Raw genomic sequence first — 22,576 nt, 5'->3', positions numbered from 1 at the left:
GGCCGGGTGCTGCCCGAATGTGAGGAGTCCCCGTGCCCTACGACGACATGATCAGCCGCGGGTCCCCGTCGGACCCGCTGGTTCCCGAACCGGTCAGCCAGGCGATCATGCAGGAGCTGCCCACGCAGTCGGCCATCCTGCAGATGGCCCGACGCGTCACCATGTCCGCCAAGACGCAGCGCATGCCGGTGCTCGACGTCCTGCCCCAGGCCTACTGGGTCGGCGGCGGCGACACCGGCCTCAAGCAGACCAGCTCCATGGAGTGGAAGGGCGTCACGCTCACCGCCGAGGAGCTGGCGGTGATCGTGCCGATCCCCGAGGCCTACCTCGACGACGCGCAGGTGCCCGTCTGGGACGAGGTGCGTCCGCGCCTGGTCGAGGCGATCGGCGCCAAAATCGACGGCGCGGCGCTGTTCGGCGCGAACAAGCCGACGACCTGGCCGACCGGGATCGTGCCCGCCGCTGTGGCGGCCGGCAACAACCTCACCCTGGGCACCGGCCCCGACATCGCCCACGACGTCACCAAACTCGGCGAACAGGTCGCCACCGACGGGTACACCGTCAAGGGCTTCGTCGCCCGCCCGGGCCTGAAGTGGCGGCTGCTGGGCCTGCGCGCCGACGACAACACCCCGATCTACCAGCAGAATCTGTCGGGGCCCATCTCCACGGGACTGTATGGCTACCCCATGCCGGAGCTGGACAACGGGGCGTGGGACGACTCCCAGGCCGAGATTCTCGGCGGCGACTTCGGCAAGGCGATCCTCGGACTGCGGTCAGACATCACCTTCAAGATGTTCACCGAGGGCGTTATCTCCGACGACTCCGGCGCGGTCGTGCTCAACCTCATGCAGCAGGATGCGCAGGCCATGCGGGTCACCATGCGGGTCGCCTTCGCCACGGCCAACCCCGTCACCGCGCTCAACGGCACCAGCGGCACCCGCTATCCCTTCGCCGTCATCGAGCCGGAGGGCTCCTAAAGGGGGTGAGCGCGGATGGCTGCGCTCGCCTCCCAGACCGATATCGAGGCGCGGCTGGGCCGCGCCCTCACCACGGCCGAAGAGGACCGCGTCGAGGCAGTGCTGGACGACGCCTCGGCGATCGTCCGCAACTACACCCGCCAGGACTTCGGGCAGCAGGAGTCGACGCAGATCCTGCGGATCATCAACGGGCGGGTGCGGCTACCGCAGCGCCCGGTCCTCAGCGTCAGCGCGGTCGGCATCGTCGACCCGTGGGGCCAGTCGCCGCCGGCGCAGGTGCCCTACATGTTCGACGGCATCGACTCGATCAACCTGACCGGCGGCGACGTCCTGCTCAACGCCCCCGAATGGTGGGCCGACCTGGACGCCGCCGCCACCACCGCCGAGGTCACCTGGACCCACGGGTATGCCACGACGCCGGGCGATGTGGTCGCGGTGGTGTGCGGCATGGTGATCCGCCAGCTGCTGGTGCCCCAGCAGCCCGGCGTACGCAGCGAGCAGGCCGGCGGCGAGTCGATCTCGTATGCGGATGCGCTGATGACCGGCACGGTCACGCTCACCCGCGACGACCGCCGCATCCTCAACCGGTACCGCACACGGGCCGCCACGGTGCAATTGCCGTGGTGAGGCGGGGAGGAGGGCGCCGCCGTGCCAGCCTCCTGGGCCCCGGTCACCGTCACCGTCGTGCGCCGCACCGTCACCGGCACCGACGAGCGCGGCAACGACGTCTACAGCGAGACCGAGGTCGATTACCCCGACTGCCACATGCAGCCGGGATCCCGCGAGGAGGACCTCGACAACCGCGATACCACCACCTCGGAGTGGTGGATCGACGGGCCCAGCGACATGGACGTCGTGGAGACCGACGAGGTCAAGGTCGCCGGCGTCCGCTACGAGATCGACGGCAAGCCGAAGCGTTGGGGATCTCCGACCGGCCGGCTCGCTCATGTCGAGATGACGATCCGGGAGGTGAGTGGCTGATGCCCGCCAAACGCGTCCGGATGGAGCTGTCGTATCAGGGGATCGGCGAGGTGATGCGCTCCGACAAGGTGCGCCGCCACCTCGCCTCCGTGGCCCAGGGGCGTGCCGGCAAGGCGCGCGCCTTCGCCCGCCTGAATGTCGCGCCCGCCTTCGCCGACTCCATCCGGGTCGAGGAGGGCACCCGGTCGGGGCCGGACCGGCGCCCCTATGCCCGCATCATCGGCGACCACCCCGACAAGGGGCGCTCGCCGGAGGCGCTCGAGTGGGGCGACGCCGGCACCGATCGGCTGCGCATCCTCGGCCGCGCCGCCCGCGTGCGGGTCCGCGGCTGATGGGCAACGGCACCGAGCAGGGCGACTGGCCCGATGCCGAGCTGGTCGTCACCGTCTACCTGGCCGGCGAGTTGGCCGACGTGCGGCTGTGCAACGAGCTGCCTGCGGACCTGGCCGACGTGGTGCCGCTGATAGCGGTGCGGCGTGTGCCGGGCGGCGGCGACGACCGCGTCACCGATGAGGCCGACGTCGATGTCGAGTGTTTCGGTGCTGACCGCGGCGCCGCCTGGGTGCTGACCCGGCGGATGCGTGCGGCGATGCACGCCCTCGGCGGCACCTATGTGGCGCTGCCCGATGGGGGCGGCGCGGTCGTCGACACCGCGGACACCGACGCCGGCCCCGGCGAGGTCCCCTACTCCAACAAGGCGGTGCGACGCACCGTGACCACCTACAGGCTCACTGCCCGCGCCCAGGCCCCCGCCTGAGGCCGCACCTGTACCTGATCCCACCAGCCCCGCGGCGACGCCGGCGGGGCCATTCGTATTGGAGGCGGGATGCCTGGCGTCGAGGAAATCGCGACCTGGCGTAACGAGCTCATCCGCAAGGCGCTTTTCGGCAGCGTGTTCGCGGCCGCGGAGAGCGTCGACCTGCCCACGATGACCGACCTTTTCAACAACTCGACGGGGGCGCTGCAGACGCTGCCCACGGGTTTCGGCGACGTGGGCTACATCAACCCCGACGGCACCACGATGCCGCGTGAGACCGAGGTCTCCGACGTCAACTCCTGGCAGAGCGTGGAGCCCACCCGGTCGGACGAGACCACCGACACCAGCCAGCTCAGCTTCATGATGCAGGAGACCAACCCCACGGCCGTCGAATTGTTCGAGGGTCTGGAGCTGGGGACGCTGCCGGAGGTCGGCGAGGCCTGGGAGTGGGACAAACCACCCAACCCTCTCGGGCTGTACCGGCGGCTGCTGGTGATCGGCCAGGACACCTACCAGGGCCAGCCGATCTACGTGGTGAAGCTCTATCCCCGGGCGAAGTTGACCGGCCGCGAGGACGAGACGCAGAACCGGGAGAACGCGACCGAGCGGGGCGTGACCATGACCGCCTACCGCGATTCGTCCATCAACACCTCGGTGCGCAACTGGGTCGACGGCCCGGGCTGGCGTTTGCTGGCCTCCGGGTCCTGACCGGCGCACCCCGCAGACGGGAGCGGGGCGGCGGTCTGGTGAGCCCCGCCGCCCCGCTCCCTTTCAGGTTCACCAGGCTCGCCGCGGAAGGAGGGCCGCATGGCCCAGAAGCAGCAGCAGAACCGCAAGACGCGGCGGACGCTCGAGGCGACGAAGAAGAAATTCATCGAGCGCACCGACTGCGAGACCGGTGAGGACGGCGTCGTCTACGCCTCGTTCGAGGCGTTCGACAAGGTCTGGACCTTCCCGCACCCGCTGTTCGCCAGCGATGAATGGCAGGCATCGGTCGACGCGGCGGCCGAGACCAACATCGGCAAAGCCCAGGCCGTCCTGGGCGAGCAGCAGTGGGAACAGTTCCAGGCCGCCGGCGGCACCGCCAGCGACGTCATGATCATGTTCACCGACGTGCAGCTGACGATGCAGGACGAGATCTCGGGGGCGGGGCCTACGCCGCCGGCGGGACCTACACAGTCCTGAGCCTGCTCGGGGACCATCCAGAGACCGTCGAGGCGAGCCTGATCGCGGAGTACCACCGCGACTACCTGGGCGACTATCTCGCCACCCTGCACGCCGAGACGTGCGCGGCCTGCGGCGCGGAGGTGGACCTGGCGGCGGGGGTGAGTCTGCGCCAGCTGCGGGTGCTCATCGACGCTCTGCCGCCCACCAGCGCGCTGGGGCGGGCCCTCAACGGCAACGCCTGGTCGGACGAGACCCACCTGCTGGCGTTCATCGCCGATGCGCTGCAGGTCAGCAACGCGCAGGTGGCCGCGGCCGCGGGCGCGAAGTCCGTGAAGAAGCCCAAACCGCTGCCGCGGCCGGAGACGGCCGAGCACAGCCGGGACGAGGACCCCAACGCTGAGGCCCGCGAGGCCCACAAGGCGTTGGTGGCGCAGGTGATGCCGGGGAGGTGAGCCCTCCCTATGGCGACTGCGGGCGCGGTCTGGATCGACGTCCTCCCCAGCATGCGGTCGTTCGGCCGGCGGTTGAAAACCGACACGAACGCCGCGGCGAAGGCCGCCGGGTTGGCGGCCGGCCCGACCCTGGGCAAGTCCATGGGTGGCCCGGCGGCCAAGGCCGGCTCCCAGGCCGGCACCACGTTCGGGCAGCGGTTCGGCCAGGCGGCCGACAAGGCCATCACCAAGAGCGTCCGGGGCGTCGGTAAATCGGCCGCCGCCATGCTGGTCTCCAGCCTGGGCTCGGCCGGGGTGTCGCTGACCGCCGCACTCGCGCCGGCCTCCGGCGCGATCCTGGCGCTGCCCGCGGCCGCCGGGGTGGCCGGGGCCGCCATGGGCACCCTGGCCGTGGGCGTCTCCGGGGTGGGCGACGCGATGACCGCGGTCGCCGAGGGCGACGCCGAGAAGTTGTCGGACGCCATGGAGGGGCTCTCCCCCAAAGCGCGCGATTTCGTGCGCTCGTGGGCGGGGATCGCGACCAGTTTCCAGCCGGTGCGGCGTGCCGTCCAGGACCGGCTGTTCGCGGGGCTGGGGTCGCAGATCAGTACCCTGGCCGACCAGGGCATGCCCACGCTGCGGCGCGGCATGACCAACGTGGCCGGGTCCATCAACGCCCTGGCGAAGGAGGCCACCAAGGCCGCCAGTACGCCCATGTTCCGCGGCCAGGTCCGCGACATTTTCGCCGGTACGGCCGATGCGACCGATTCGTTCCGCGGGTCGGTGGCGCCGCTGGTCACGGTCATCGCCGAGCTGGTCAAGATCGGGTTGCCGCTGGTCTCGCAGTTCGGCCAGTGGGCCACCGGCGGGCTCAAGTCCGCGGCCGCGTTCCTCGCCTCCGAAGAGGGCGCGGCCCGCATGAACGGCATCGTGCAGCGGTCGGTCGACGTGCTGGGCCAGCTGCGCGACATCGGCACCAACCTCGGGGTGGCGCTGGGCGGGATTTTCGGCGCAGCCTCCGATGACGGCGCCAGCCTGCTCGACACCATCGAGCAGCTCTCCGCCAAGTTCGCGACCTGGGCGACCTCGGCCCAGGGCCAGCAGCAGCTCAACCAAACCTTCTCGCTGCTCAACCAGATCTTCACCGATCTGCTGACGATCCTGCCCAGCGTCGCCGCGGTCGTCGGCCAGATCACCGACACGTTCTCGAGCCTGCCGGGGCCGGTGCAGTCCACGGTGACCCAGACCCTGGCCTGGTCGATCGTGCTGGGTCCGGTGCTGGCACGGGTGTCGTCGCTGGCGCCGGCCGCGAAGGCCGCCGTCGGCGGGGTCAAGCTGCTGTCCAAGGGCGTGGGGGCCACGGTCGGCGCGACCCGGCGCATGGCCCAGGGGTTCCGCTCCGCTCAGGTGGCGCAGTCGGCGTTCAGCGGTAAGGCCGGCTCGGTCGGCGGGGCGCTGCGCACGGCCTGGAACGGCGCCGCCAACGCCACCCGCAAGGGCGCGAGCGCGGTCGCCTCCGGGTCGAAACGCGCCTGGTCGGCGGTGCGCTCCGGCGCGGCCTCGGCCGGGCGCGCGGTCACTTCGGCGGCCGCCTCGCTGGGCCGCGGCGCGACGCAGGCCGGCGCCGCACTGGCGCGGATGGCGGCCTCGGCGGCCCGCTCGGCCGCGGCGATGACGGCGTCACTGGCGCGGATGGCGGCCCAGGCCGCGGCCGCTTCGGCGCGGATGATCGCCTCGCTGGTGCGGATGGCGATGCAGTCGGCGATCCAGGCGGCGCGGGTGGTGGCCGGCTGGGTGCTGATGGGCGTGCAGTCCATGATCCAGGCCGCGCGGATGGCGGCCGCTTGGTTCATCGCGATGGGCCCTGTCGGGTGGGTGATCGCCGCGGTCATCGGCCTGGTCGCGCTCGTGATCGCCAACTGGTCGACCGTGAAAAAGTGGACGCTCGCCATCTGGTCGGCGGTCGTTTCCTGGATACAAGGCGCGATAGCGAAAATCCGAGAATGGATATCAATTGGCCTGAATTGGATCAAGGCCAATTGGATGCTTTTGCTCGGAATTTTGACCGGGCCCATTGGTCTTGCCGTCGGTCTCATCGTTAAATACTGGGATCAGATTGTCGCCGGAACGCAGGCGGCTTGGCGCTGGATAAAGTCCACGATCTCGAATTTGTGGAATTCCACGGTCACGTGGCTGGTGGCGCGGATCCTCTATGTCGTCCGGTGGATCCAGATCCAGTGGATCACGCTGCGGGTGCGCACGCTGCGTGCCTGGCTGCTGCTGAAGGCGGCGATCACCAATGCGCTACGGACCGCGATCGCCTGGGTGAACGCCAGGATCCAGTACGTGGTCCGGTGGATCCAGATCCAGTGGCGGACCCTGCGGGTGCGCACGCAGCGTGCCTGGCTGCTTTTGCGCACGGCGGTGGTCTCGACTGTGACGCGGCTGCGCGACCGCGCGGTCGCGCTGTTCTCCAACATTCGCGATTGGATCGTCAACCGGGCGCGGGCATTGCGTGACCGGGTGGTCGACGCGGCGAATGCGCTGCGGTCGCGAATGGTCGCCGCTTTCCGTCGCGCGCGAGACGGGGTAAAGCACGTCTGGACGAAACTCCAGTCCGTCGCGAAGAAACCCGTGTCGTTCATCATCAACACGGTTTACAACCGGGGAATTGTCGGCCTGTGGAATAAGGTCGCGAAGAAGGTTCCCGGTCTGGGTGAACTCAGCAAATGGCACCCGAAGGGTTTCGCGCGCGGCGGCATCCTGCCCGGGCAGTCGTCCTGGCGTCAGGGCGACGACCAGCTGGTGCCGATGCGCCGGGGTGAGGGCGTCTACGTCTCCGAGGCGATGCGCGACCCCTACGAGCGGGCGCGGCTGGCCGCGGTCAACAAGGCCGCCCGCATGGGCAAACCGCTGGGGCGCTTCCGCGACGGCGACTACCAGGTGCCCGGCGTCTCGGCGACGAGGCTGGGCAACCCGCCGTCGCTGCCGGGCGCACCCGGGTTCGCGGTCGGCGGCATCGTCGGCGACTGGATCGGCGACAAGTGGAACGACATCGTCGGCGGGCTCAAGTCCTGGGCGACCAAGCCGCTGAACAAACTCTCCGGCCAGCTCGCCGACAAGTTCGGCAAGTCCGGGTGGCCCGGCATCCCCTACCGGATGATGACCCAGTTCCAGAAGAAGATCCTGGCGAAGCTCGGGTCGGAGGACGAGGCCTACAACTCCCGCGGCGGGGCCGACTCCTGGGCCGGGCTGGCCTCGGCCTCCGAACGGCTGCGGCGCGCGGCGCGCTTCGCCCGGGCCCAGGCCGGCGAGCCGTACCGGTGGGGCGGTGCGGGCCCCTACGGATACGACTGCTCCGGTTTCACCGGAGCGATCGAGAACAAGATCCGAGGCGTTGGCCCGTATTTCCGCAGGTATTCGACGCACGCGTTCCGGGGGTCCAACGCCCCGGCGGGCTGGGTGCGGGGGCTGCGGTCGCCCTACATGGTCGGCATCACCCACAGTTCCGTCGGTCACACCGCCGGAACGTTGATGGGAGTCAATGTCGAAAGCTCCGGCAGCGCCGGGGTGCGCGTGGGCGGGGGCGCCCGCGGCGCGTTCAGCAGCATGTTCCCCTACCGGTACGGGTTCAAGCCGGTCACCGGCGACGCCTCCGCCCACGGCAAGGCCGCGGGCGGGATCGTCTCCTACGACTCCGGCGGGTACCTGCCGCCCGGGATCAGCACCGTGTACAACGGCACGGGCGCGCCGGAGCCGGTGATGACCGACCGGATGCTCCGGTCGATCATCGCGGCCGCGCGCGAGCGCCAGCGCGGCGGCGACGGCGGCGACACCTGGAACATCTACGAGACGAAGAACGCCCGCGCCACCAGCAGGGAGGTCAGCAAGGCCCTCAAGAACTACGACGCCCTGCACCCATAGGGGAGGTGGTCGGTCATGCCGCTGCTGGTGACCGCCGGTGTGGAGGTGACGCCGGAGGAGCCGGCGCCCAACCCGCTGATCAACCGGCCCGACCACTCCAGTCGCCTGGAGTGGACCAGCGCGCAGGGTGTGACCACGGTGCTGACCGCGCCGGAGGCGGGCTATGTGGCGATGCCGGGGGTGCGGGGGCTGGACCTGCCGCCCTACCAGCTCTACCGGCGCGAGTCGGGGGCGCTGGACGGCGACGTCGTGACGGGTGTGCGGGCCGAGCCCCGCGAGGTTTTCGTGCCCATCCGGGTGTGGGGGGCCTCGCGGGAGGAGGCCCGCGGCCGCCGCCGCCAGCTCGCCCGCGACGTCGACCCCCAACCCACCAACCTCGGTGGGGCCGGGCGACTCACGGTCACCGAGTTCGACGGCACCAGCCGCTGGATCGAGGCGCACTACACCGAGGGCATGGAGGGCTCGGAGGGCCAGGACGAGGCGGGGCTGTGCTGGGCCAACTACGGGATCACGTGGATGGCCGCCAACCCCTACTGGTCCAGGCCAACCCGCACCCTTTTCTGGCGGGCGCAGGAAAGCGCCGACCGGTTCCTGCCGATCCTGCCGCTGGAGGTCGTGAGCGGTGCGGTGATCGGCGAGGGCATGGAGATCGCCATCGTCGGCACCGCCCGCGCCTGGCCGGTCTGGACCCTGACCGGGCCGCTGTCCTCCGGCACCGTGCTGCGCTCAGTCACCCTCGGCAAGGAGCTCACGCTCGATCGGGAGCTGACCGGCGGCGACACGATCGTCATCGACACCCGGCCCCGCCGCAAGTCCGTCACCCTCAACGGGTCGACCAACGCCTACGGGGACCTGGCGCTCGGCAGCGCGCTGTGGCCGCTGGCGCCGACGGTCAACGAGATCGACGTCATTGCCACCGGCGTGGGCGAGGGCACCGAGGTCGCCCTGTCCTACACCCCGCAGGAGCTCACCGCCTGAGGCAGCGAGGGGGTGGCGGCGGTGGCCGAGACCGAGTGGCGCATCCTCGTACGCGACGAGAACCGCACGATCATCGGCGAGATCGACGACGAGCAGAGCCTGGACGTGCGGGTGCGGCACCTGGACGCCGGCGCCTGGACCGTCACCGTCGACGCCGGCTCGGCCAGCGCCGACCTGCTCCAGGCCGGCGAAGGCATCCTGTTCGTCGTCGACGGCGCCATCAAACTGTCCGGGCCCAAACGGCCGGACTCCACCGAGGTCACCGAGGAGGACGGCGGCCGCGGCCAGCTCACCGTCTCCGGCGTCTCCGATGCGGCCACGATCGCGCGAGTGATCTGGCCGGCCTACGACGAGCCGATCACCACCAGCGGCACCACCCAGTCCAGCGCCTATGCGGTGCATTCGGGGGCGGCCGAGACCGTGATCCGCACGCTGGTCGACCGGCAGGCCGGCCCCTCGGCGCTGGCCGACCGGCGCCAGGACGGCCTCGTGCTCACCACCGACCAGGGCCGCGGGTCCACCGTCACCACGAAGCTGCGGATGGACGCGCTGCTGGAGACCGTGCACGGGCTGGCCGAGTCCGGTGGTATCGGCTGGGACATCATCCAGTCGGGCAGCGACCTGGAGCTGGTGTTCTACGAGCCGGCCGACCTGGCCGCCATCGCACGGTTCGCCGTCGACCTCGGCAACGTCACCAGCTACTCCTACGAGCTGACGCCGCCGGAGGTCACCGACGTCATCGTCGGCATCGGCGGCGAAGACGTCAACCGGGTGTTCTACCGGTTCCAGCAGCGCGACGCGCTGTGGCCGCACCTGATCGTCGAGGAGTTCGCCGACCAGCGCCAGGTCGACCCCTCGGCGAGCCCGGGTGACGACGACTACGTCGACCCCGACGAGGCCGCGGGGCAGGCCGCGACCGAGCGGCTCGAGGAGGGCCGCGGCACCGCGAGTGTCTCGTTCAGCCCGATCGATACCGAGCAGCTGGTCGCCGGCCGCGACTACGACCGCGGCGACGTCGTCACCTTCGAAACCGAGGTCGGCCCGGTCGAGGACACCATCCGCGAGATGCGCTACACCCGCGATACGGACAACGGGCAGCTCATCACCCCCTCGATCGGTGAGGAGCAGGAGCGGCCCGCCATCTACCGCCGCGTCTCCGGGCTGCGGCGCGACGTCAACCAGCTCCAGACCAGGAGGTGACACGTGGCTGAGACCTACGGCGTCTTCGCCGGATCGCCGGTGACCGAGGACACCGTCCTCGCCCGCTGGTACCGGCAGTTCGCCCCCTCCGGTGTGGTGCGCGACGGCCTGGACGCGGACCAGCGGCTGCAGGTGACCGCGGACGGCACCGCCGAGATCCGCGTGCGCCCCGGCTACTGCCTGGCCGGGGGGTACTGGTACCGCTCCACCGAGGACGTCACCGAGCAGGTGAGCCCGAACGCGTCCGCGGCCGCGCGTGTGGACCTGGTGGTGGTGCGGGCCGACCCGCTCGCCGGGTCCAGCGTGGACCCGGGCGAGGCCGGCATCGTGATCAAGCAGGGTGTGTCCGGCGCAGGCACCGCGCCTTCGCCAACGCGCGACCCCGACGACATCTGGGAGATCCCGCTCGCCGAGATCACCGTCGCCGGCAACGCGTCCGTCGTCAATGCCGGTGCGGTGGTGGATGTGCGCCAGTACACCGGACATGGCGCGGTTCCGATGCTGGCCGACTACCCCAACGCCGACGTTGGCGAGGGTGGGCTGGCGATGGAGCTGTCGACCGGCCGACTGCGCTACGTCTACAACGGCGCCTACGTCACCGCGCACGACCCGCGCTACCCCACCGACTGGGAAGCTCTGACGTTGGGTAGCGGCTACGAGAACTTCGGCTCGACGGGATCGGCGCCGTCCGGGCGATTCTGGACGCCAACGCGGGTGGAGCTGCGCGGCACTATCGCCCGCTCGGATGGCGGCGTCATTCCGCAAGGCGCGATCATCGCCCGGGTTCCGCCGGAGATGCGACCGGCCGACTATGCCCGCCACATCGGTGCGGCCTACGACGACGGCGACCACGTCAGTGTGCGCCTGGACGTCGCCCCGCTCGACACCGCGGCTTTCCGTCCGGGCCAGGTGCGGGTGCTGCGCGCCAACAACCACGACCCGACCTGGGTCGCCCTCGACGGGTTCGAATACGAGATCGAATAAGGGGGGTTGGGTGAGTGATGAGCAACCGACCCTATGGGAGCTGCAGCGGACCATAGCCAGCAGCTATGCCGAGGTCCAGAAGGACATCGAGGCCCTGGCCGCCCGGCTCGACCACTTCGTACTCAAAGAGGTCTACAACGCCCACCGGGCCGCAGACCAGGAACGCATCGGCCGGCTTGAAGCCGAGGTGCAGGCTTTGCGCGAGAGCAACCGCCGCGCGATGTGGACCGCCGTCACCAGCTTCATCGCGCCCGTGGTGGTGGCGCTGGTACTGGCCTGGATGCTGCGCGGAGGTGGTGCCGCGTGATCCGCCCGCGACTGCCTCCCTGGACCATGCTGCGCGGCATGCTGTTCGCCGCCGGGCTGCTGAGCGCGGTAGCTCTGTTGGCCTGGATCATCGCCGTCACCGCGCGCCAGAGCGCCCAGCTCGAGGCGGCCGAGGCGCACCGCTCCGCGCTGACCGAACAGGTTGAGCAGCTGGGCGGCACACCAACACCCGCGCCCTCGCCCTATGCCGGCCTCCCCTCGCCGACGCCGGGCCCGCCCGGGCCCGCCGGCGCGGCGGGGCGCCGCGGTCCCCCGGGCGCGCCCGGGGAAGACGGATCCGCGGGGCCGACGGGTTCGCCCGGCGCTGCCGGTCCCTCCGGTGCGTCCGGCCGCCCGGGGCCTCCCGGGCCGAGCGGGCCCGCGGGCCCGTCGGGACCGCGCGGCGAGACGGGCCCTTCCGGCCCGCCCGGACCCTCCGGCCCCCCGGGATCGCCCGCACCGTCGCGCATGTACTGCGAACCGCCGCTGGATCCCACCGACCCCTGGTCGTGCCGTCCGGCGGGCTGACCCCCGATCCATGCCCGCGCTGCCCCCGGGGGCGGCGCTTCCGTCTGCCTGGAGGCTTGCCATGCCCGCACCCACGCACCTTGTGTGGCGCTCCGATCTGGGGTGGGATCCGTACTCGCCCGCCGACTACGCCGACCCCGACCAGGGGCTGGTCATCCACTACGACTCCACCGACCAGCGTCTCGCGCGCCGCGGCCACCAGGCGTGCATCGAGTACTGGAACTGGTGCAGGGATTTCCACGTGCACACCCGCGGGTGGGACGACGTGGGGTACAGCTGGTTCCCGTGTCCCCACGGGTACGTCCTGGAAGGACGGGGACTATTCCGGTACCAGGCGGCGCAGGGCACCACCGCCGGCAACTCCCAGTACTACTCCGCGACGCTGGCGTGCGGGCCCGACGACGAGATCCCCGAGGCCCAGATCGAGGCGGTGCGCGAGCTGCGGCAGTGGCTGATGGAGCCCGACACCAGCATCGCCGGCCGCGTGCTGGGCCACAAGGATTTCACGGAGACATCGTGTCCGGGCGACCGTGCCTACCGGCTGGTGCGCGCCGGGACCTTCCGGCGGCCGCCGGGCTCGGCCATCCCCGATCTTGGCAGCGGCGGGGGCGGCGGGGCGCGGCCGCGCCGTGAGAAGGAAGTCGTCGAGCCCGGGCAGGACCCGCCCTATGCGTTCCCGCTGAAGCGCGGGCACTGGTTCGGGCCGCCCTCCAGCGATGACCGCAACCACTCCGGCTACTACTGGCCCGACGACCGGCCCCACATCCGCGAGTACCAGCAGCACCTCGCCGACCGCGGCTGGCGCATCTCGGTCGACGGCCGCCACGGCCCCAAGACCGCCCGTGTGGTCGAGGAGTTCCAGGCCCAGGCGCGGGCAGAGGGCCACACCGCGGTCGGTCCGGCCGACGGGCTGGTCGGGCGCCGCACTTGGCCCTGGATCTGGCGCAAGCCCGTCACCCGCTACACCTGAGGAGTCGCGCCGATGTTCACAGTGCGGTTCTGGCGCCAGTCCGCCGAGCTGGCGGCGCGCGGCGCCGCGCATATGGCCCTGGGGGCTGGCGTCGCCGATGCCAGCACCCTGTGGGAAATCTCGGCGTGGCAGGTGCTGGGTGCAGCCGGGTTGGGCGCGCTGCTGTCGGTGCTGACCAGCCTCATCACCATGGAGGCAGGAGAGCGCGGGTCGCCGCTGGCCACCCGCCACCTCGCCACCGCGCGCGGCCGCCACCGGGACGAGAGCGAAAGGGGCGGATTGTGAGGCACTGGTTCGGGCGCAGCCATGCGGGCTGGGTGATGCAGGAGGGCGAGGAGGTCACCGAGAGCGGCGAGGTGGTGGGCTACACCCCGCTGCTGCTGCCCGGAGTGACGGTGACGATGTGGGATGCCCAGACCGGCGGGTCGCAGTACACCGATCTGCTCGACGCCGACGGCGCCGCGGTCACCTCGGTCGAGTCCGACGAGCACGGCACCATTCCGCGGTTCCGCGGCCCCGACGGCGTCGCCTACCTCTGGGCCAGCGCGAGTGCGGACGGGACCGAGCCGCGCTACATCATGGCCTCGCCCACCATCAGCGACGAGGTTGCCACCCTGCAGGAGCGCGCTGGTGACACCTGGCGGTTCAGCGCGCCGGAGGTGGCCACCGGGTCGGCGCACCGCGCCTACAACATGACCGGCCGCGCGCTGGAGGTGCAGTGGATTCACGCGTCGGCCGGCGTCGCCCCCGCCAGTGAGGCGGTCGAGGTCGACGTGCTGCTCAACGGTGTCACCTCGCTCACCTCGTCTCCGATCTCGATCGCCACCGGCGCGAACACCTCGTCAAAAACGACCTCATTCGACACTTCGGAGATCGCCGACGGCGAGTACCTCACCGTCGAGGTCACCGGCGACGCCGACGCCGCAGCGCTCACCGTCGAGATCCGGGTCGCCTGATGGCCATCATCCGCCGCAACAGCTTCAACTGGGACGGCGCCCCCGACACGGCCGTCACCATCGAGCGGTCCTCGATGCACGGCGACCCCTTCGACAGCGTCGACTCCCCTGGCGTCACCTACGACCAGTCCACCGTCTATGCGGGCGCGGCCGCGCTGCGGCTGGACAATCCCAGCAGCAGCAACGGCATGTCCTGGACCGATCTCAGTCTCGCCGACTGCGCGCTGCGCGTCTACATCAACCGCGGCAGCAGCGAGTCCGGCAACATTTGGTGGAGCCCGGGCCCGGGCACCGCCAGCCTCGGCGCCGCCGGAGACGTCACCTGGGACGCGCTCACGCTCGAGGACGCGCTGCCGGCCGACACCTGGTGCCGGGTCGAGGCCACCCGCCAGGGCACCACCGGCACCCTGCGCGTCTGGTCCACCGACCCGGCCTCGACCGGCGCGCCCGACGCCGAGACGTCGGGAACCATCGACGGGTCGACGATCACGCAGTGGTGGCTCGAGCATCTCGGCGACGCGATCTGGATCGACGAATGGTCGATCGCCGACACGGCCGACGCCATCGGCCCGGTCATCGAGGCGCTGCGCACCAACACCTGCGACGGGCCCACCGGCGCCCAGATCACCACGTCCAACTCCGGCGGCAGTCTCGGTGACGCGTGGTCGGGGGCCGACGCCGGCACCGTCTACACCGACGACGCCTACACCGGCTCCGGCGCGATCCTGCTGCCATCCGGTATGGACTCCGGGTCCGGAGTGGTGTGGGGCAGCCTGCCCGACCTCACCGACATGGCCGTGCGCGGCTACCTCAAACGCGACGCTGACGCCCAGGACGGCCACGTCTGGTGGGCCTCCGGCACCGGCGGGTGCTCGCTATCGGCCGAGGGCGGTCTGGACTGGTACGGCGTCGGGCTGAGCCTGCCGTCCGGCACCATCCCGGCCGACACCTGGGTGCGCATCGAGGCTCGCCGCGAGGGCAGCACAGGCTATCTGGCCGTGTGGTCGAGCGATCCGCAGGCCTCCATCCCCGACGTCGAGACTAGCGGCACCATCACCACCGACGTCGTGACCCAGTGGTGGTGGGAGAGATTCGGGACCGGCGCCGTCCGCTGGGACGAGCTCGCGCTCAACGACGCCGCCGCCGGCCTGGGCCCTGCCGATGAGCGGGTGGTCGTCGAGGCCTCCGGGGTCGAGGGCGAGCACACCGGGTGGGGGCTGCCGATGTATCTGCTGACGCCCGGGTCCTGACCCGGTAACTGACGATCACACATGCTCACTGAGGAGATGATCATGCCAACGAAGGCTGAGCTGGAAGAGGAGAACGCGGAGCTGCGTCAGCGGCTCGAGGACACCCAGGCCACCGACAGCGACGCCGACAGCGACGGGGACGCGCGCGCCGAGGGCTACCGGCAGGGCTACGCGGCGGCCGCGGCCGCGGCCGCCGACCTCCTGCACCAGGCCAGCGGCAAGAACAGCCCGACGGTGAAGCGGATCCGCGCGCTGGGCGAGGCCGGGTGATCCCGCGGGTGCTGCATCGGATCTGGCTGGACGATCCGATGCCCGCCCGGTACCGCGAGTACGGGCGGTGGTGGGACCGGCTGCACCCCGGCTGGGACCGCACGGATTGGACGTCCTCGGCCGAGCTGCCGCCGCTGGCCCACCAGGCCCTCGTCGACAACGCGGCCGAGCGCTACCCGCGGGACTGGAAGCGGTTTCAGGCTGATGTGGTGCGGCTGGAGCTGCTGCTGCTCTACGGCGGGGTGTACTCGGATACCGACGTCGCGCCGATGGCCAACCTCGAGGGGCTCCTGGCGGACCGATCGTGCGTTCTGGTGACCTCGCCGCAGCACACCGAGGGCGACCACCCCATCACCAACTGCCTCATGGCCGCCGCCCCGGGCCACCCCTACATCCGGGCGTTGGTCGACGGGATCCGCGCGGCGCTGGAGGCCCACGGCCACCGCCACCTCGCCCAGTCGGTGGGGCCCTGGCATCTGACCCGGACCTACCGCGGCCGCGACTGGGGCGACGAGGTCACCGTCGTCGGCCACGAGGAGGCCTTCGGGCCACACGCCCGCGGCGGCTGGATCAAACACGACTGGAACACCGCCGCCAGGAAAGCCGGCCGGGGCGTTTGGTGAGCCGCGCCATGGTGCTGTGCACCGGCCGGTGCGGCAGCCTCACCCTGGCCCGCGCGCTGGCGGCGCACCTGACCAGCCACACCACCGGCCACGAGTCCCGCGCCCACCTCATCGGGCCCGACCGTCTGGCCTACCCCGACCACCACGTCGAGGTCGACAACCGGCTCGCCTGGCACCTCGGCGAACTCGACCAGCGGTACGGCGACGCCCCGGTCTACGTCCACCTCACCCGCGACCCAGAGCAGGTGGCCCGCTCCTACGCCGCCCGCTACACCGTCCGCGCCGGCATCGCCCCGGCCTACGCCTCCGGAATCATCCGGCGGCGGCCGCCGCGCACCACCGGCGAGCAGCTCGCGGCCGCGCGCGCCCTGGTCGCCACGGTCACCACCAACATCGAGGCGTTCCTCGCCGACAAGAGCCGGGTTGTGTGGATGGACATCGCCGACCCGCACGCCAGCCTCGACCGGCTCTGGGATCTCCTCGACGGCCGCGGCGACCGGGCGGGCGCCCACGCCGCCCTGGCCCAGATCCACAACCCCAGCCGGAGGAGTCCATGACGTGAAGACACGCGTCCTCGACATCAGCGTGCCCGAGCACGAGTACCGGATCACCGACCCGGGCGGCCGCATCGGCCGACAGCTCGCCGCGGGCAAACCCTATGAGCACCGGCTGCTGGCCGGCATCCGCAAACGCCGGCTGGCCGGGTCCGCTCTGGACATCGGCGCCCACGTCGGCAACCACTCGCTTTATCTGGCGATCGTGTGCGAGCTGCGGGTGCACGCCTTCGAGGCTCACCCCGCCCGGGTGCGGGCCCTGCGCACCAACCTCGGCCTCAACGACCTCGGCGACGACCGGGTGCGGATCTACCCGATGGCCGCCGGGGCCGGCTCGGCCGAGGCGCACTGGCGCGAGGACGAGCAGCGCATGACGCTGGAGGTCGGCCGCGGCAACGTGGAGGTCCGCGCCGTCGACGAGCTCCTGGACCTCGACGACCTCGTCCTGGTCAAGCTCGACGTGGAGGGGATGGAGCCGGCCGCGCTGGTGGGAATGCGCCGCCACCTCGCGCGCTGCCATCCGCTCGTGGTCACCGAGACCCACACCCGGGCCGCCCATGACGCCCAGGCCGCGGTGCTCGAGCCGCTCGGCTACGAGATGGGAAAGCCGGTGAAGATGGGCTCCCGGATGGAGGTGTGGGAATGGTCCGGGTGAGCGTCACCGTCATGGCCCACCGCACGCGCGAAGCGTTTGTGCCGGAACTCCTGGAGCGCCTGGACCGCGAGGCCGAGGTGATCTGGGATCGGCGCGACGACCGGTGGGACACGGGCCGCCGCGCGATGCTGGCGTACGACCGGGAGGCCACTCACCACCTGGTGCTGCAGGATGACGCCGTGCTGCCGCGCGATCTGGTCGCCGGCGTCGAGCGGGCCCTAGACCACGTGCCCGCACCGGCGGGCACCCCGACACCGCTGTGCCTCTACGCCGGGCGCATTCGGCCGTTCAGGACCTACGTCGAGCGGCTCGTCGACCAGGCGCGGCAGACCACCTCGTGGCTGTCGATGGCCCAGCTGCACTGGGGAGTCGGCATCGTGCTGCCGACCGAGGTGATCGAGGACTGCATCGCGTGGGGCGACCGGCGCGAGGACATCGCGAACTACGACAAACGCATCTCCCGGTACCTGGACACCCAGCGGATCACCGTCTGGTACCCGTGGCCCAGCCTGGTCGACCACCGCGACTCACCCTCGCTGGTGCCCGGCCGCACCAGCCGCGGCCGCTACGCCCACCGGTTCATCGGCGCCGACGCGAGCGCGCTGGACGCGGACTGGTCGGGTCAGACCGTGTCCCTGCCGCAGCTCAACCAGCACCTGCGCCACCGCCAGACGCGGCCGCTGCGCGCCCGCACCTGACGACCCCTCAACCAGGAGTTTCAAGTTCGCTCCGAACAGCACAGCGCCCCGCCCTCCAGCTGGAGGGCGGGGCGCTTTCGTCGTGTCAGCGAGCCCTGAGAGTGGGATGGGTCGGTCGCTGTCGCGATCCTCAGGCTCCGCCTGACCCCCGCAGGATGCGGGGCGCATGTGCTCGGCACAGCATGGAACCTGCTCGAGTGAACCCCGCGTGTGCGGGGACCATCACGCGCGACTGTAGCCGACCGCGCCGACGGTGTCAGCGGTTCCGAGGCGATAGTCGACCCATGCCTGGTGCGCCCACAGCGCCCGCCGCCGCCCGTCGGCGAGCCATTCGGCACCGGAGTCGATCTTCTCGGTCAGGAACAGCAGCCGCGCGACGGCGAGCGCATCCAGCGCGCGCCGCGGAGCCGCAGCCCAGTCCGGGTGGTGACGCGCGGCCCACGCCTCGGCGGCCGCCGGTGAATAGCCGGCCTCGATCAGCGGGGCGATCAGCAGCGCCGGGTCGATCCAGGTGGGCCCGCGTGCGGCCAGGGCCCAGTCGACCAGGCGCACCCCGTCGTCGGTGGCGATCATGTTCGACGTGGCCGGGTCGGCGTGGACGAGCGCGGCGCCGGCGAAGTCGTCCTCGCGCGCGCGGATGACGGCCCGGCGGTAGAGGTCGACGTGCGCCAGGCCGGGGGGCGGGTCCGCGATCACGCGGCGCGCGGCTGCCAGGAGCACGGCCAACTTCTCTCCGTCGTCGGTGATCGCAGGCAGCTCGACCGGGACATGGCGCAGGGTCTGGCGCATGCTCACCAGGGCGGCCATTACCTCGTCGGCCTCGAGGAGCAGGGCGACGTGGCGACCGGGCAGATACTCCCAGACGAGGGTGATCCAGCCGGCGTCGCTGACCCACAGCAGACGGGGCGCCGGTCCGTGTTCGGGCATCGCGTCGGCGATGGCGAGCTCGCGCCGGTAGGAGGGGGCGGCAGGCGAGCGGGCCGGGATGGCCTTGACGAACACGGTGTTGCGGTCGGTCACCACGGTCGAGGCGATGCCGACGGTCAGCCCGGCCGGTCTGGACGTGGTCGAGCGCACCCGCCCGAACTCCGCCTCGAACGCAGTCCGGGCAGGTTCGGGCAGGCGCGCCCAGGTGAATCGGTCCATGACCCTGGTTTACCCGGTCACTTCGCCTGGCTGTCGTGGCAGCCCTTGTGGCAGCCGTCGCCGTCGCCGCCGGTCTTGGTGTCGCTGCAGCTGGAGCACGGCATCTCCTGGGCCCAGACGCCCGTGTCGACCTGGAGGCCGGTGGCGTGCAGGGCGTCCAGGGTGCGGGCGGCCGAGGCGGTGCGTTGCTCGATGGTGGGGGCGGTGTCGTTGGGGACGTGGTCGACGAACTCGCCGAGCACGGTGTTGCAGAAGCGGCGGTAGTCGGCGGTGCGCAGGATGAAGGCGTGCCAGCCGAGGTCGACCAGCGGCGAGGGGCCGATGGGGTCGTCGCTGAGGGCGCAGGCGACGAGGAACACGACGGCTTGGTCGACGATGCGCTCGGCGGTGTCGCGGTCGGGGCAGTGCGGGTCGCGGGTGACGTCGTCGGTGAGGCGGTTGAACAGTTCGGGCGCGATGAGGTCGCGGCCGCGGGTGGTTGCCGTGGTGGTGGACATGTCGCTCCTCGGTATCGGGGGGTTGTTGTGGCCCCGCCCCCTGGGCGGACCCAGGGGGCGGGGGGTTGACCGGGGCGGCTGTGTTTCAAGGGAAGGCGCCCCGGTCGGGCGGCCCGTAACCCGCGACGGAACGGGACCGCCGCCGGGCCGTGGCCCGGCTCCGCCCGGCTTCCGATTGCTCCCGATGGTCCCGCCGGACGGTTGCCGCTCGCTGCCCGAAGGACGCGAGCGGACGTTCAGGGTGACCCCGCCCCCGGAAGGTGGGTTCCGGGGGCGGGGCGGCGACCGGGGCGAGGCTCACGAGGGGAGCCCCACCCCGGTGGGCCGCGGCGCCCTCACACCGCGGCTGCCCCTCCGCTCACGCGGAGCTGAGGGGAAATCAGGCCCTGGGGGCTCACGGGGGAGAGCTCCCCAGGGCATGCCACAAGCTGGGGTGCCTGCGGCGTACCGGCGAGGGGGGATCTCTCCTCGCGCGGCGTCCGCTCCGTCGTCCGCGCGGCGGACGGCGGGAGTACGAAGTATTCGTGGCCGCGGTCGCGCCGCGGTAGGTCCGGACGGTTCACGCAGGCACCGCCATCTCGTCGGCACGTGTCGCGGCCCGCGCGCGGCTGGACGCGATTCGCGCGTGGCAGTCGGCATCGAACCGTTCCGCCTTGTCCAGGAGTTGCGCGAGGCGGTCCCATGTAGCGGCCGTGATGGTACGCGCTCCTGCCCGGTGCGAGGGGAGGATCTCATGGCGGAAGGCCACGACCCCCGGCTCGATTTGGAAGGCGCGGATGTCCCATGCCATACCGTGGGCCGTGATTAGCCACGCTGGCGGCTCCTCCTGCGCCCTCACCGCGAAAGCTCCTGTTCACCGCGGCGCAGGCCCTGCTGGACGTGCAGGCGCGCGGCCAGCAGCTCGAGGAAGTCCGCGGTCACGGTGACCTTGCGGTGGTCGTCTTCGCGATCCAACCCCTCGGTGCGGTGCACGGCGATGTAGCCGCCGCTCTCCATTGCGCCGATGATCCAGTCTCCGAACATCTCCTGGACCTCCGCCAGGAGCGGATCGGTCATCTCAGTCGCCATCATCAGCTCGCCTCCTCCAGCATCTGCCGCAGGTCGGCAGCGGAGGCAGCGTCGTAGACGACTCCGGTGGTGATGTGCTGGGCGTGCCAGTCGCCCTGCGTGCAGGTCTGGAGCATGCTCCTCCAGAACCGGTACGCGGGGAACGCCTTGCGTAGTTCGGCGAGTGCGGCCTGGGATTCGTCCCATGGGCCGTGGAGTGCCTCGCGCTCGTCGTTTCGAGTCCTCATCGATCGGTCCTCCTGCCGCATTTCTTGCAGGTGGGAGGAACGTTACGCGGCGCGACCGAGGCGCTGAAGGGACAGCACGTCAGTTCTCGCGGCCGCAGAAAAGGCCAACCCGGACACCACGTCCGGGTTGGCCTTGCGGATTTTTGATCTCGGACACAATGTCCGAGATCGTTTATTCTTCCGCTGTTGAAACAGTGGATGCCATCGTCTGCAATGCGCGAGGCAAGCGCTGCTTGTGGCCAACGAGATCGGAGATCACCGACGCCGCGAACTGCTGATGGCGAAACCACTGCGGGCTGATCTCGTAGGCGCGAGCCGCGACCGCTATCGCGTCATCGACCATCCGCTTGCGTTCGAGGGCCTGGGCGACGTTCAGACTGTGGCGCGCCCAGGAGATGGGGAACAGGTCAGACCGTTTGACGGCGGCCGCGGCCGCGAGGACCTCGTCGGGCTCGTCGAGGGAGACTTGGACGTGGGCCCGCTGCATCGCCACCTGCGACGGCCCGAAAGATACCCAGTAGTCGTGGCGGTCGCTGCCCATACGGGCGGCGGCCGCACTCGCGCGCGAAAGGTACTCCAGTGCCTCGTCGCCCCGTTCGTCGGCGCCAGCGATCACCGCGGCGTGCAGGAGCTGTCCGCCCCATGCGGTGAGCTGGCGCGGGTCCGTGGTCGAGTACGTGGGCTCGATACCGGACGCGGTGCGTACCGCCAGCCGCTCGGCCTCGGCGTAACGCCCCATCCGCAGCAGGATCCAGACGTAGGTACCGCTCAGGGTGGCGGCCCGGTACTCGTCATCGCCCTCGGTGGCCGCGGCCATGCCCCGCTCCGCGCCGATCAACGCGGCGTCGTCCTTGCCGACGTGAACGAGCAGGCAGGCGGCGAGCTGGTAGGCGTGGGCGTAGGCCGCGGCGACACTGGACGGGCCCATGGCCGAGCGCGTCAGCCGGCACTCCGAGAGCAGACCGGGCAGTTGCGCGGCCAACGCTCCGAACTCCCCCTCGAAATATGCCCCGTAGGCCTTCTCGACCTGCCGGTGGAGATCGGTGGGATCGGAGGGCGCGCCGTCGTCGTCGGGGTCAAGGCCCGGCAGGAGGTCGGGCGACGTGATGGCGTTGCGCACCGCGAGGACGCCGAGGTCGCCGACGCGCTCGACTCGGTTGCCCTTGCCGGTCAGGGAGCCGGTGTCCTCGTCGAGCGCTTTGGCGAGCCTGGTGATCGTGGTCAGGCGGGCCGTGTGGCGGGCGCCCCGCTCGAGTTTGGAGATGACATCGATCGAGACATCCGCACGTTCGGCGAGCTCGCGCTGGGTCATGCCGTGGGCGTTGCGCAGCTGCTGGAGGCGCGGGCCGATGCTGATACCGTCGGTCATGAGAGAGGTCCCGTCCTTGCTGGGGGTTGTCCACCTGCCAGCGTAGGACGGGACCTCGTC

28 protein-coding genes are annotated in these 22,576 nt (G+C 71.2%); 22 read left to right on the top strand and 6 right to left on the bottom strand.

Annotated elements, in window-relative coordinates:
- The first annotated feature begins 32 nt into the window (after positions 1 to 32).
- The 22 genes from EKD16_RS07975 to EKD16_RS07865 all read left to right on the top strand — a co-directional run bounded on the left by EKD16_RS07975 (position 33) and on the right by EKD16_RS07865 (position 18,209).
- Complete coding sequence (locus tag EKD16_RS07975) at positions 33 to 977, top strand: phage major capsid protein (RefSeq protein WP_207391459.1); 945 nt, start codon at positions 33 to 35, stop codon at positions 975 to 977.
- 15 nt (positions 978 to 992) lie between these two features.
- Positions 993 to 1,604, top strand: a complete 612-nt coding sequence (locus tag EKD16_RS07970; protein ID WP_131097797.1) for a hypothetical protein — start codon at positions 993 to 995, stop codon at positions 1,602 to 1,604.
- A gap of 21 nt (positions 1,605 to 1,625) precedes the next feature.
- Entirely contained in the window at positions 1,626 to 1,958 is a 333-nt protein-coding gene (locus EKD16_RS07965; RefSeq protein WP_131097796.1) for a hypothetical protein, read from the top strand.
- The gene (locus EKD16_RS07960) at positions 1,958 to 2,290 is read left to right on the top strand and encodes a hypothetical protein (RefSeq protein WP_131097795.1); all 333 of its coding nucleotides are present in this window, start codon (positions 1,958 to 1,960) and stop codon (positions 2,288 to 2,290) included. Before EKD16_RS07965 ends, EKD16_RS07960 begins: the two co-directional genes overlap by 1 nt.
- Positions 2,290 to 2,715 (top strand): phage tail termination protein, encoded by a 426-nt coding sequence (locus EKD16_RS07955; protein WP_131097794.1) that lies wholly within the window; start codon positions 2,290 to 2,292, stop codon positions 2,713 to 2,715. Before EKD16_RS07960 ends, EKD16_RS07955 begins: the two co-directional genes overlap by 1 nt.
- A gap of 69 nt (positions 2,716 to 2,784) precedes the next feature.
- The gene (locus tag EKD16_RS07950; protein WP_131097793.1) at positions 2,785 to 3,423 is read left to right on the top strand and encodes a phage tail tube protein; all 639 of its coding nucleotides are present in this window, start codon (positions 2,785 to 2,787) and stop codon (positions 3,421 to 3,423) included.
- A gap of 99 nt (positions 3,424 to 3,522) precedes the next feature.
- Positions 3,523 to 3,900, top strand: a complete 378-nt coding sequence (locus tag EKD16_RS07945; protein ID WP_131097792.1) for a hypothetical protein — start codon at positions 3,523 to 3,525, stop codon at positions 3,898 to 3,900.
- Positions 3,901 to 4,040: 140 nt separating this feature from the next.
- Positions 4,041 to 4,334, top strand: a complete 294-nt coding sequence (locus EKD16_RS07940; RefSeq protein ID WP_131097791.1) for a hypothetical protein — start codon at positions 4,041 to 4,043, stop codon at positions 4,332 to 4,334.
- A gap of 9 nt (positions 4,335 to 4,343) precedes the next feature.
- On the top strand, positions 4,344 to 8,237 hold the full coding sequence (locus tag EKD16_RS26015) for a phage tail protein (protein WP_131097790.1): 3,894 nt from the start codon (positions 4,344 to 4,346) through the stop codon (positions 8,235 to 8,237).
- 15 nt (positions 8,238 to 8,252) lie between these two features.
- Positions 8,253 to 9,215 (top strand): phage distal tail protein, encoded by a 963-nt coding sequence (locus tag EKD16_RS07930; protein WP_131097789.1) that lies wholly within the window; start codon positions 8,253 to 8,255, stop codon positions 9,213 to 9,215.
- Positions 9,216 to 9,236: 21 nt separating this feature from the next.
- Positions 9,237 to 10,415, top strand: a complete 1,179-nt coding sequence (locus EKD16_RS07925; protein ID WP_165498519.1) for a siphovirus ReqiPepy6 Gp37-like family protein — start codon at positions 9,237 to 9,239, stop codon at positions 10,413 to 10,415.
- A gap of 3 nt (positions 10,416 to 10,418) precedes the next feature.
- Positions 10,419 to 11,399 (top strand): hypothetical protein, encoded by a 981-nt coding sequence (locus EKD16_RS07920; RefSeq protein ID WP_131097787.1) that lies wholly within the window; start codon positions 10,419 to 10,421, stop codon positions 11,397 to 11,399.
- Positions 11,400 to 11,409: 10 nt separating this feature from the next.
- The gene (locus EKD16_RS07915; RefSeq protein WP_131097786.1) at positions 11,410 to 11,706 is read left to right on the top strand and encodes a hypothetical protein; all 297 of its coding nucleotides are present in this window, start codon (positions 11,410 to 11,412) and stop codon (positions 11,704 to 11,706) included.
- A gap of 588 nt (positions 11,707 to 12,294) precedes the next feature.
- Complete coding sequence (locus tag EKD16_RS07905) at positions 12,295 to 13,203, top strand: peptidoglycan recognition protein family protein (protein WP_131097785.1); 909 nt, start codon at positions 12,295 to 12,297, stop codon at positions 13,201 to 13,203.
- A gap of 12 nt (positions 13,204 to 13,215) precedes the next feature.
- Positions 13,216 to 13,488: a holin gene (locus EKD16_RS07900; RefSeq protein ID WP_131097784.1), complete on the top strand. Its 273-nt coding sequence runs from the start codon at positions 13,216 to 13,218 to the stop codon at positions 13,486 to 13,488.
- On the top strand, positions 13,485 to 14,159 hold the full coding sequence (locus tag EKD16_RS07895) for a hypothetical protein (protein WP_131097783.1): 675 nt from the start codon (positions 13,485 to 13,487) through the stop codon (positions 14,157 to 14,159). Before EKD16_RS07900 ends, EKD16_RS07895 begins: the two co-directional genes overlap by 4 nt.
- Positions 14,159 to 15,409: a hypothetical protein gene (locus EKD16_RS07890; protein ID WP_131097782.1), complete on the top strand. Its 1,251-nt coding sequence runs from the start codon at positions 14,159 to 14,161 to the stop codon at positions 15,407 to 15,409. Before EKD16_RS07895 ends, EKD16_RS07890 begins: the two co-directional genes overlap by 1 nt.
- Before the next feature lie 42 nt (positions 15,410 to 15,451).
- Positions 15,452 to 15,679 carry a hypothetical protein gene (locus EKD16_RS07885; RefSeq protein ID WP_131097781.1) on the top strand — a complete coding sequence of 76 codons (228 nt, stop codon included), beginning with the start codon at positions 15,452 to 15,454 and terminating at the stop codon, positions 15,677 to 15,679.
- 8 nt (positions 15,680 to 15,687) lie between these two features.
- A complete protein-coding gene (locus tag EKD16_RS07880) occupies positions 15,688 to 16,302 on the top strand; it encodes a glycosyltransferase family 32 protein (RefSeq protein WP_131097780.1) in 615 nt (204 codons plus the stop codon).
- Positions 16,299 to 16,859, top strand: coding sequence for a hypothetical protein (locus tag EKD16_RS07875; protein WP_207391457.1), 561 nt, complete (start codon positions 16,299 to 16,301; stop codon positions 16,857 to 16,859). Before EKD16_RS07880 ends, EKD16_RS07875 begins: the two co-directional genes overlap by 4 nt.
- Before the next feature lies 1 nt (position 16,860).
- A complete protein-coding gene (locus EKD16_RS07870; RefSeq protein ID WP_165498518.1) occupies positions 16,861 to 17,511 on the top strand; it encodes an FkbM family methyltransferase in 651 nt (216 codons plus the stop codon).
- The gene (locus EKD16_RS07865; protein WP_131097778.1) at positions 17,499 to 18,209 is read left to right on the top strand and encodes a hypothetical protein; all 711 of its coding nucleotides are present in this window, start codon (positions 17,499 to 17,501) and stop codon (positions 18,207 to 18,209) included. Before EKD16_RS07870 ends, EKD16_RS07865 begins: the two co-directional genes overlap by 13 nt.
- A gap of 222 nt (positions 18,210 to 18,431) precedes the next feature.
- Here EKD16_RS07865 and EKD16_RS07860 read toward each other — a convergent pair whose 3' ends face one another.
- The 6 genes from EKD16_RS07860 to EKD16_RS07835 all read right to left on the bottom strand — a co-directional run bounded on the left by EKD16_RS07860 (position 18,432) and on the right by EKD16_RS07835 (position 22,516).
- Positions 18,432 to 19,355, bottom strand: coding sequence for an aminoglycoside phosphotransferase family protein (locus tag EKD16_RS07860; RefSeq protein ID WP_131097777.1), 924 nt, complete (start codon positions 19,353 to 19,355; stop codon positions 18,432 to 18,434).
- Between the two features lie 17 nt (positions 19,356 to 19,372).
- Positions 19,373 to 19,852 (bottom strand): glycine-rich domain-containing protein, encoded by a 480-nt coding sequence (locus EKD16_RS07855; RefSeq protein ID WP_131097776.1) that lies wholly within the window; start codon positions 19,850 to 19,852, stop codon positions 19,373 to 19,375.
- 559 nt (positions 19,853 to 20,411) lie between these two features.
- A complete protein-coding gene (locus tag EKD16_RS07850) occupies positions 20,412 to 20,642 on the bottom strand; it encodes a hypothetical protein (protein WP_131097775.1) in 231 nt (76 codons plus the stop codon).
- A 44-nt stretch (positions 20,643 to 20,686) separates the two neighbouring features.
- Positions 20,687 to 20,923: a hypothetical protein gene (locus EKD16_RS07845; RefSeq protein WP_131097774.1), complete on the bottom strand. Its 237-nt coding sequence runs from the start codon at positions 20,921 to 20,923 to the stop codon at positions 20,687 to 20,689.
- The gene (locus EKD16_RS07840) at positions 20,923 to 21,147 is read right to left on the bottom strand and encodes a hypothetical protein (protein ID WP_131097773.1); all 225 of its coding nucleotides are present in this window, start codon (positions 21,145 to 21,147) and stop codon (positions 20,923 to 20,925) included. Before EKD16_RS07840 ends, EKD16_RS07845 begins: the two co-directional genes overlap by 1 nt.
- 172 nt (positions 21,148 to 21,319) lie before the next feature.
- Positions 21,320 to 22,516, bottom strand: a complete 1,197-nt coding sequence (locus EKD16_RS07835) for a helix-turn-helix domain-containing protein (protein WP_131097772.1) — start codon at positions 22,514 to 22,516, stop codon at positions 21,320 to 21,322.
- Positions 22,517 to 22,576: the final 60 nt, after the last annotated feature.

The organism is Streptomonospora litoralis (assembly GCF_004323735.1).
Lineage (GTDB): Bacteria > Actinomycetota > Actinomycetes > Streptosporangiales > Streptosporangiaceae > Streptomonospora > Streptomonospora litoralis.
This window is presented reverse-complemented; position numbering and strand designations above follow the sequence as displayed.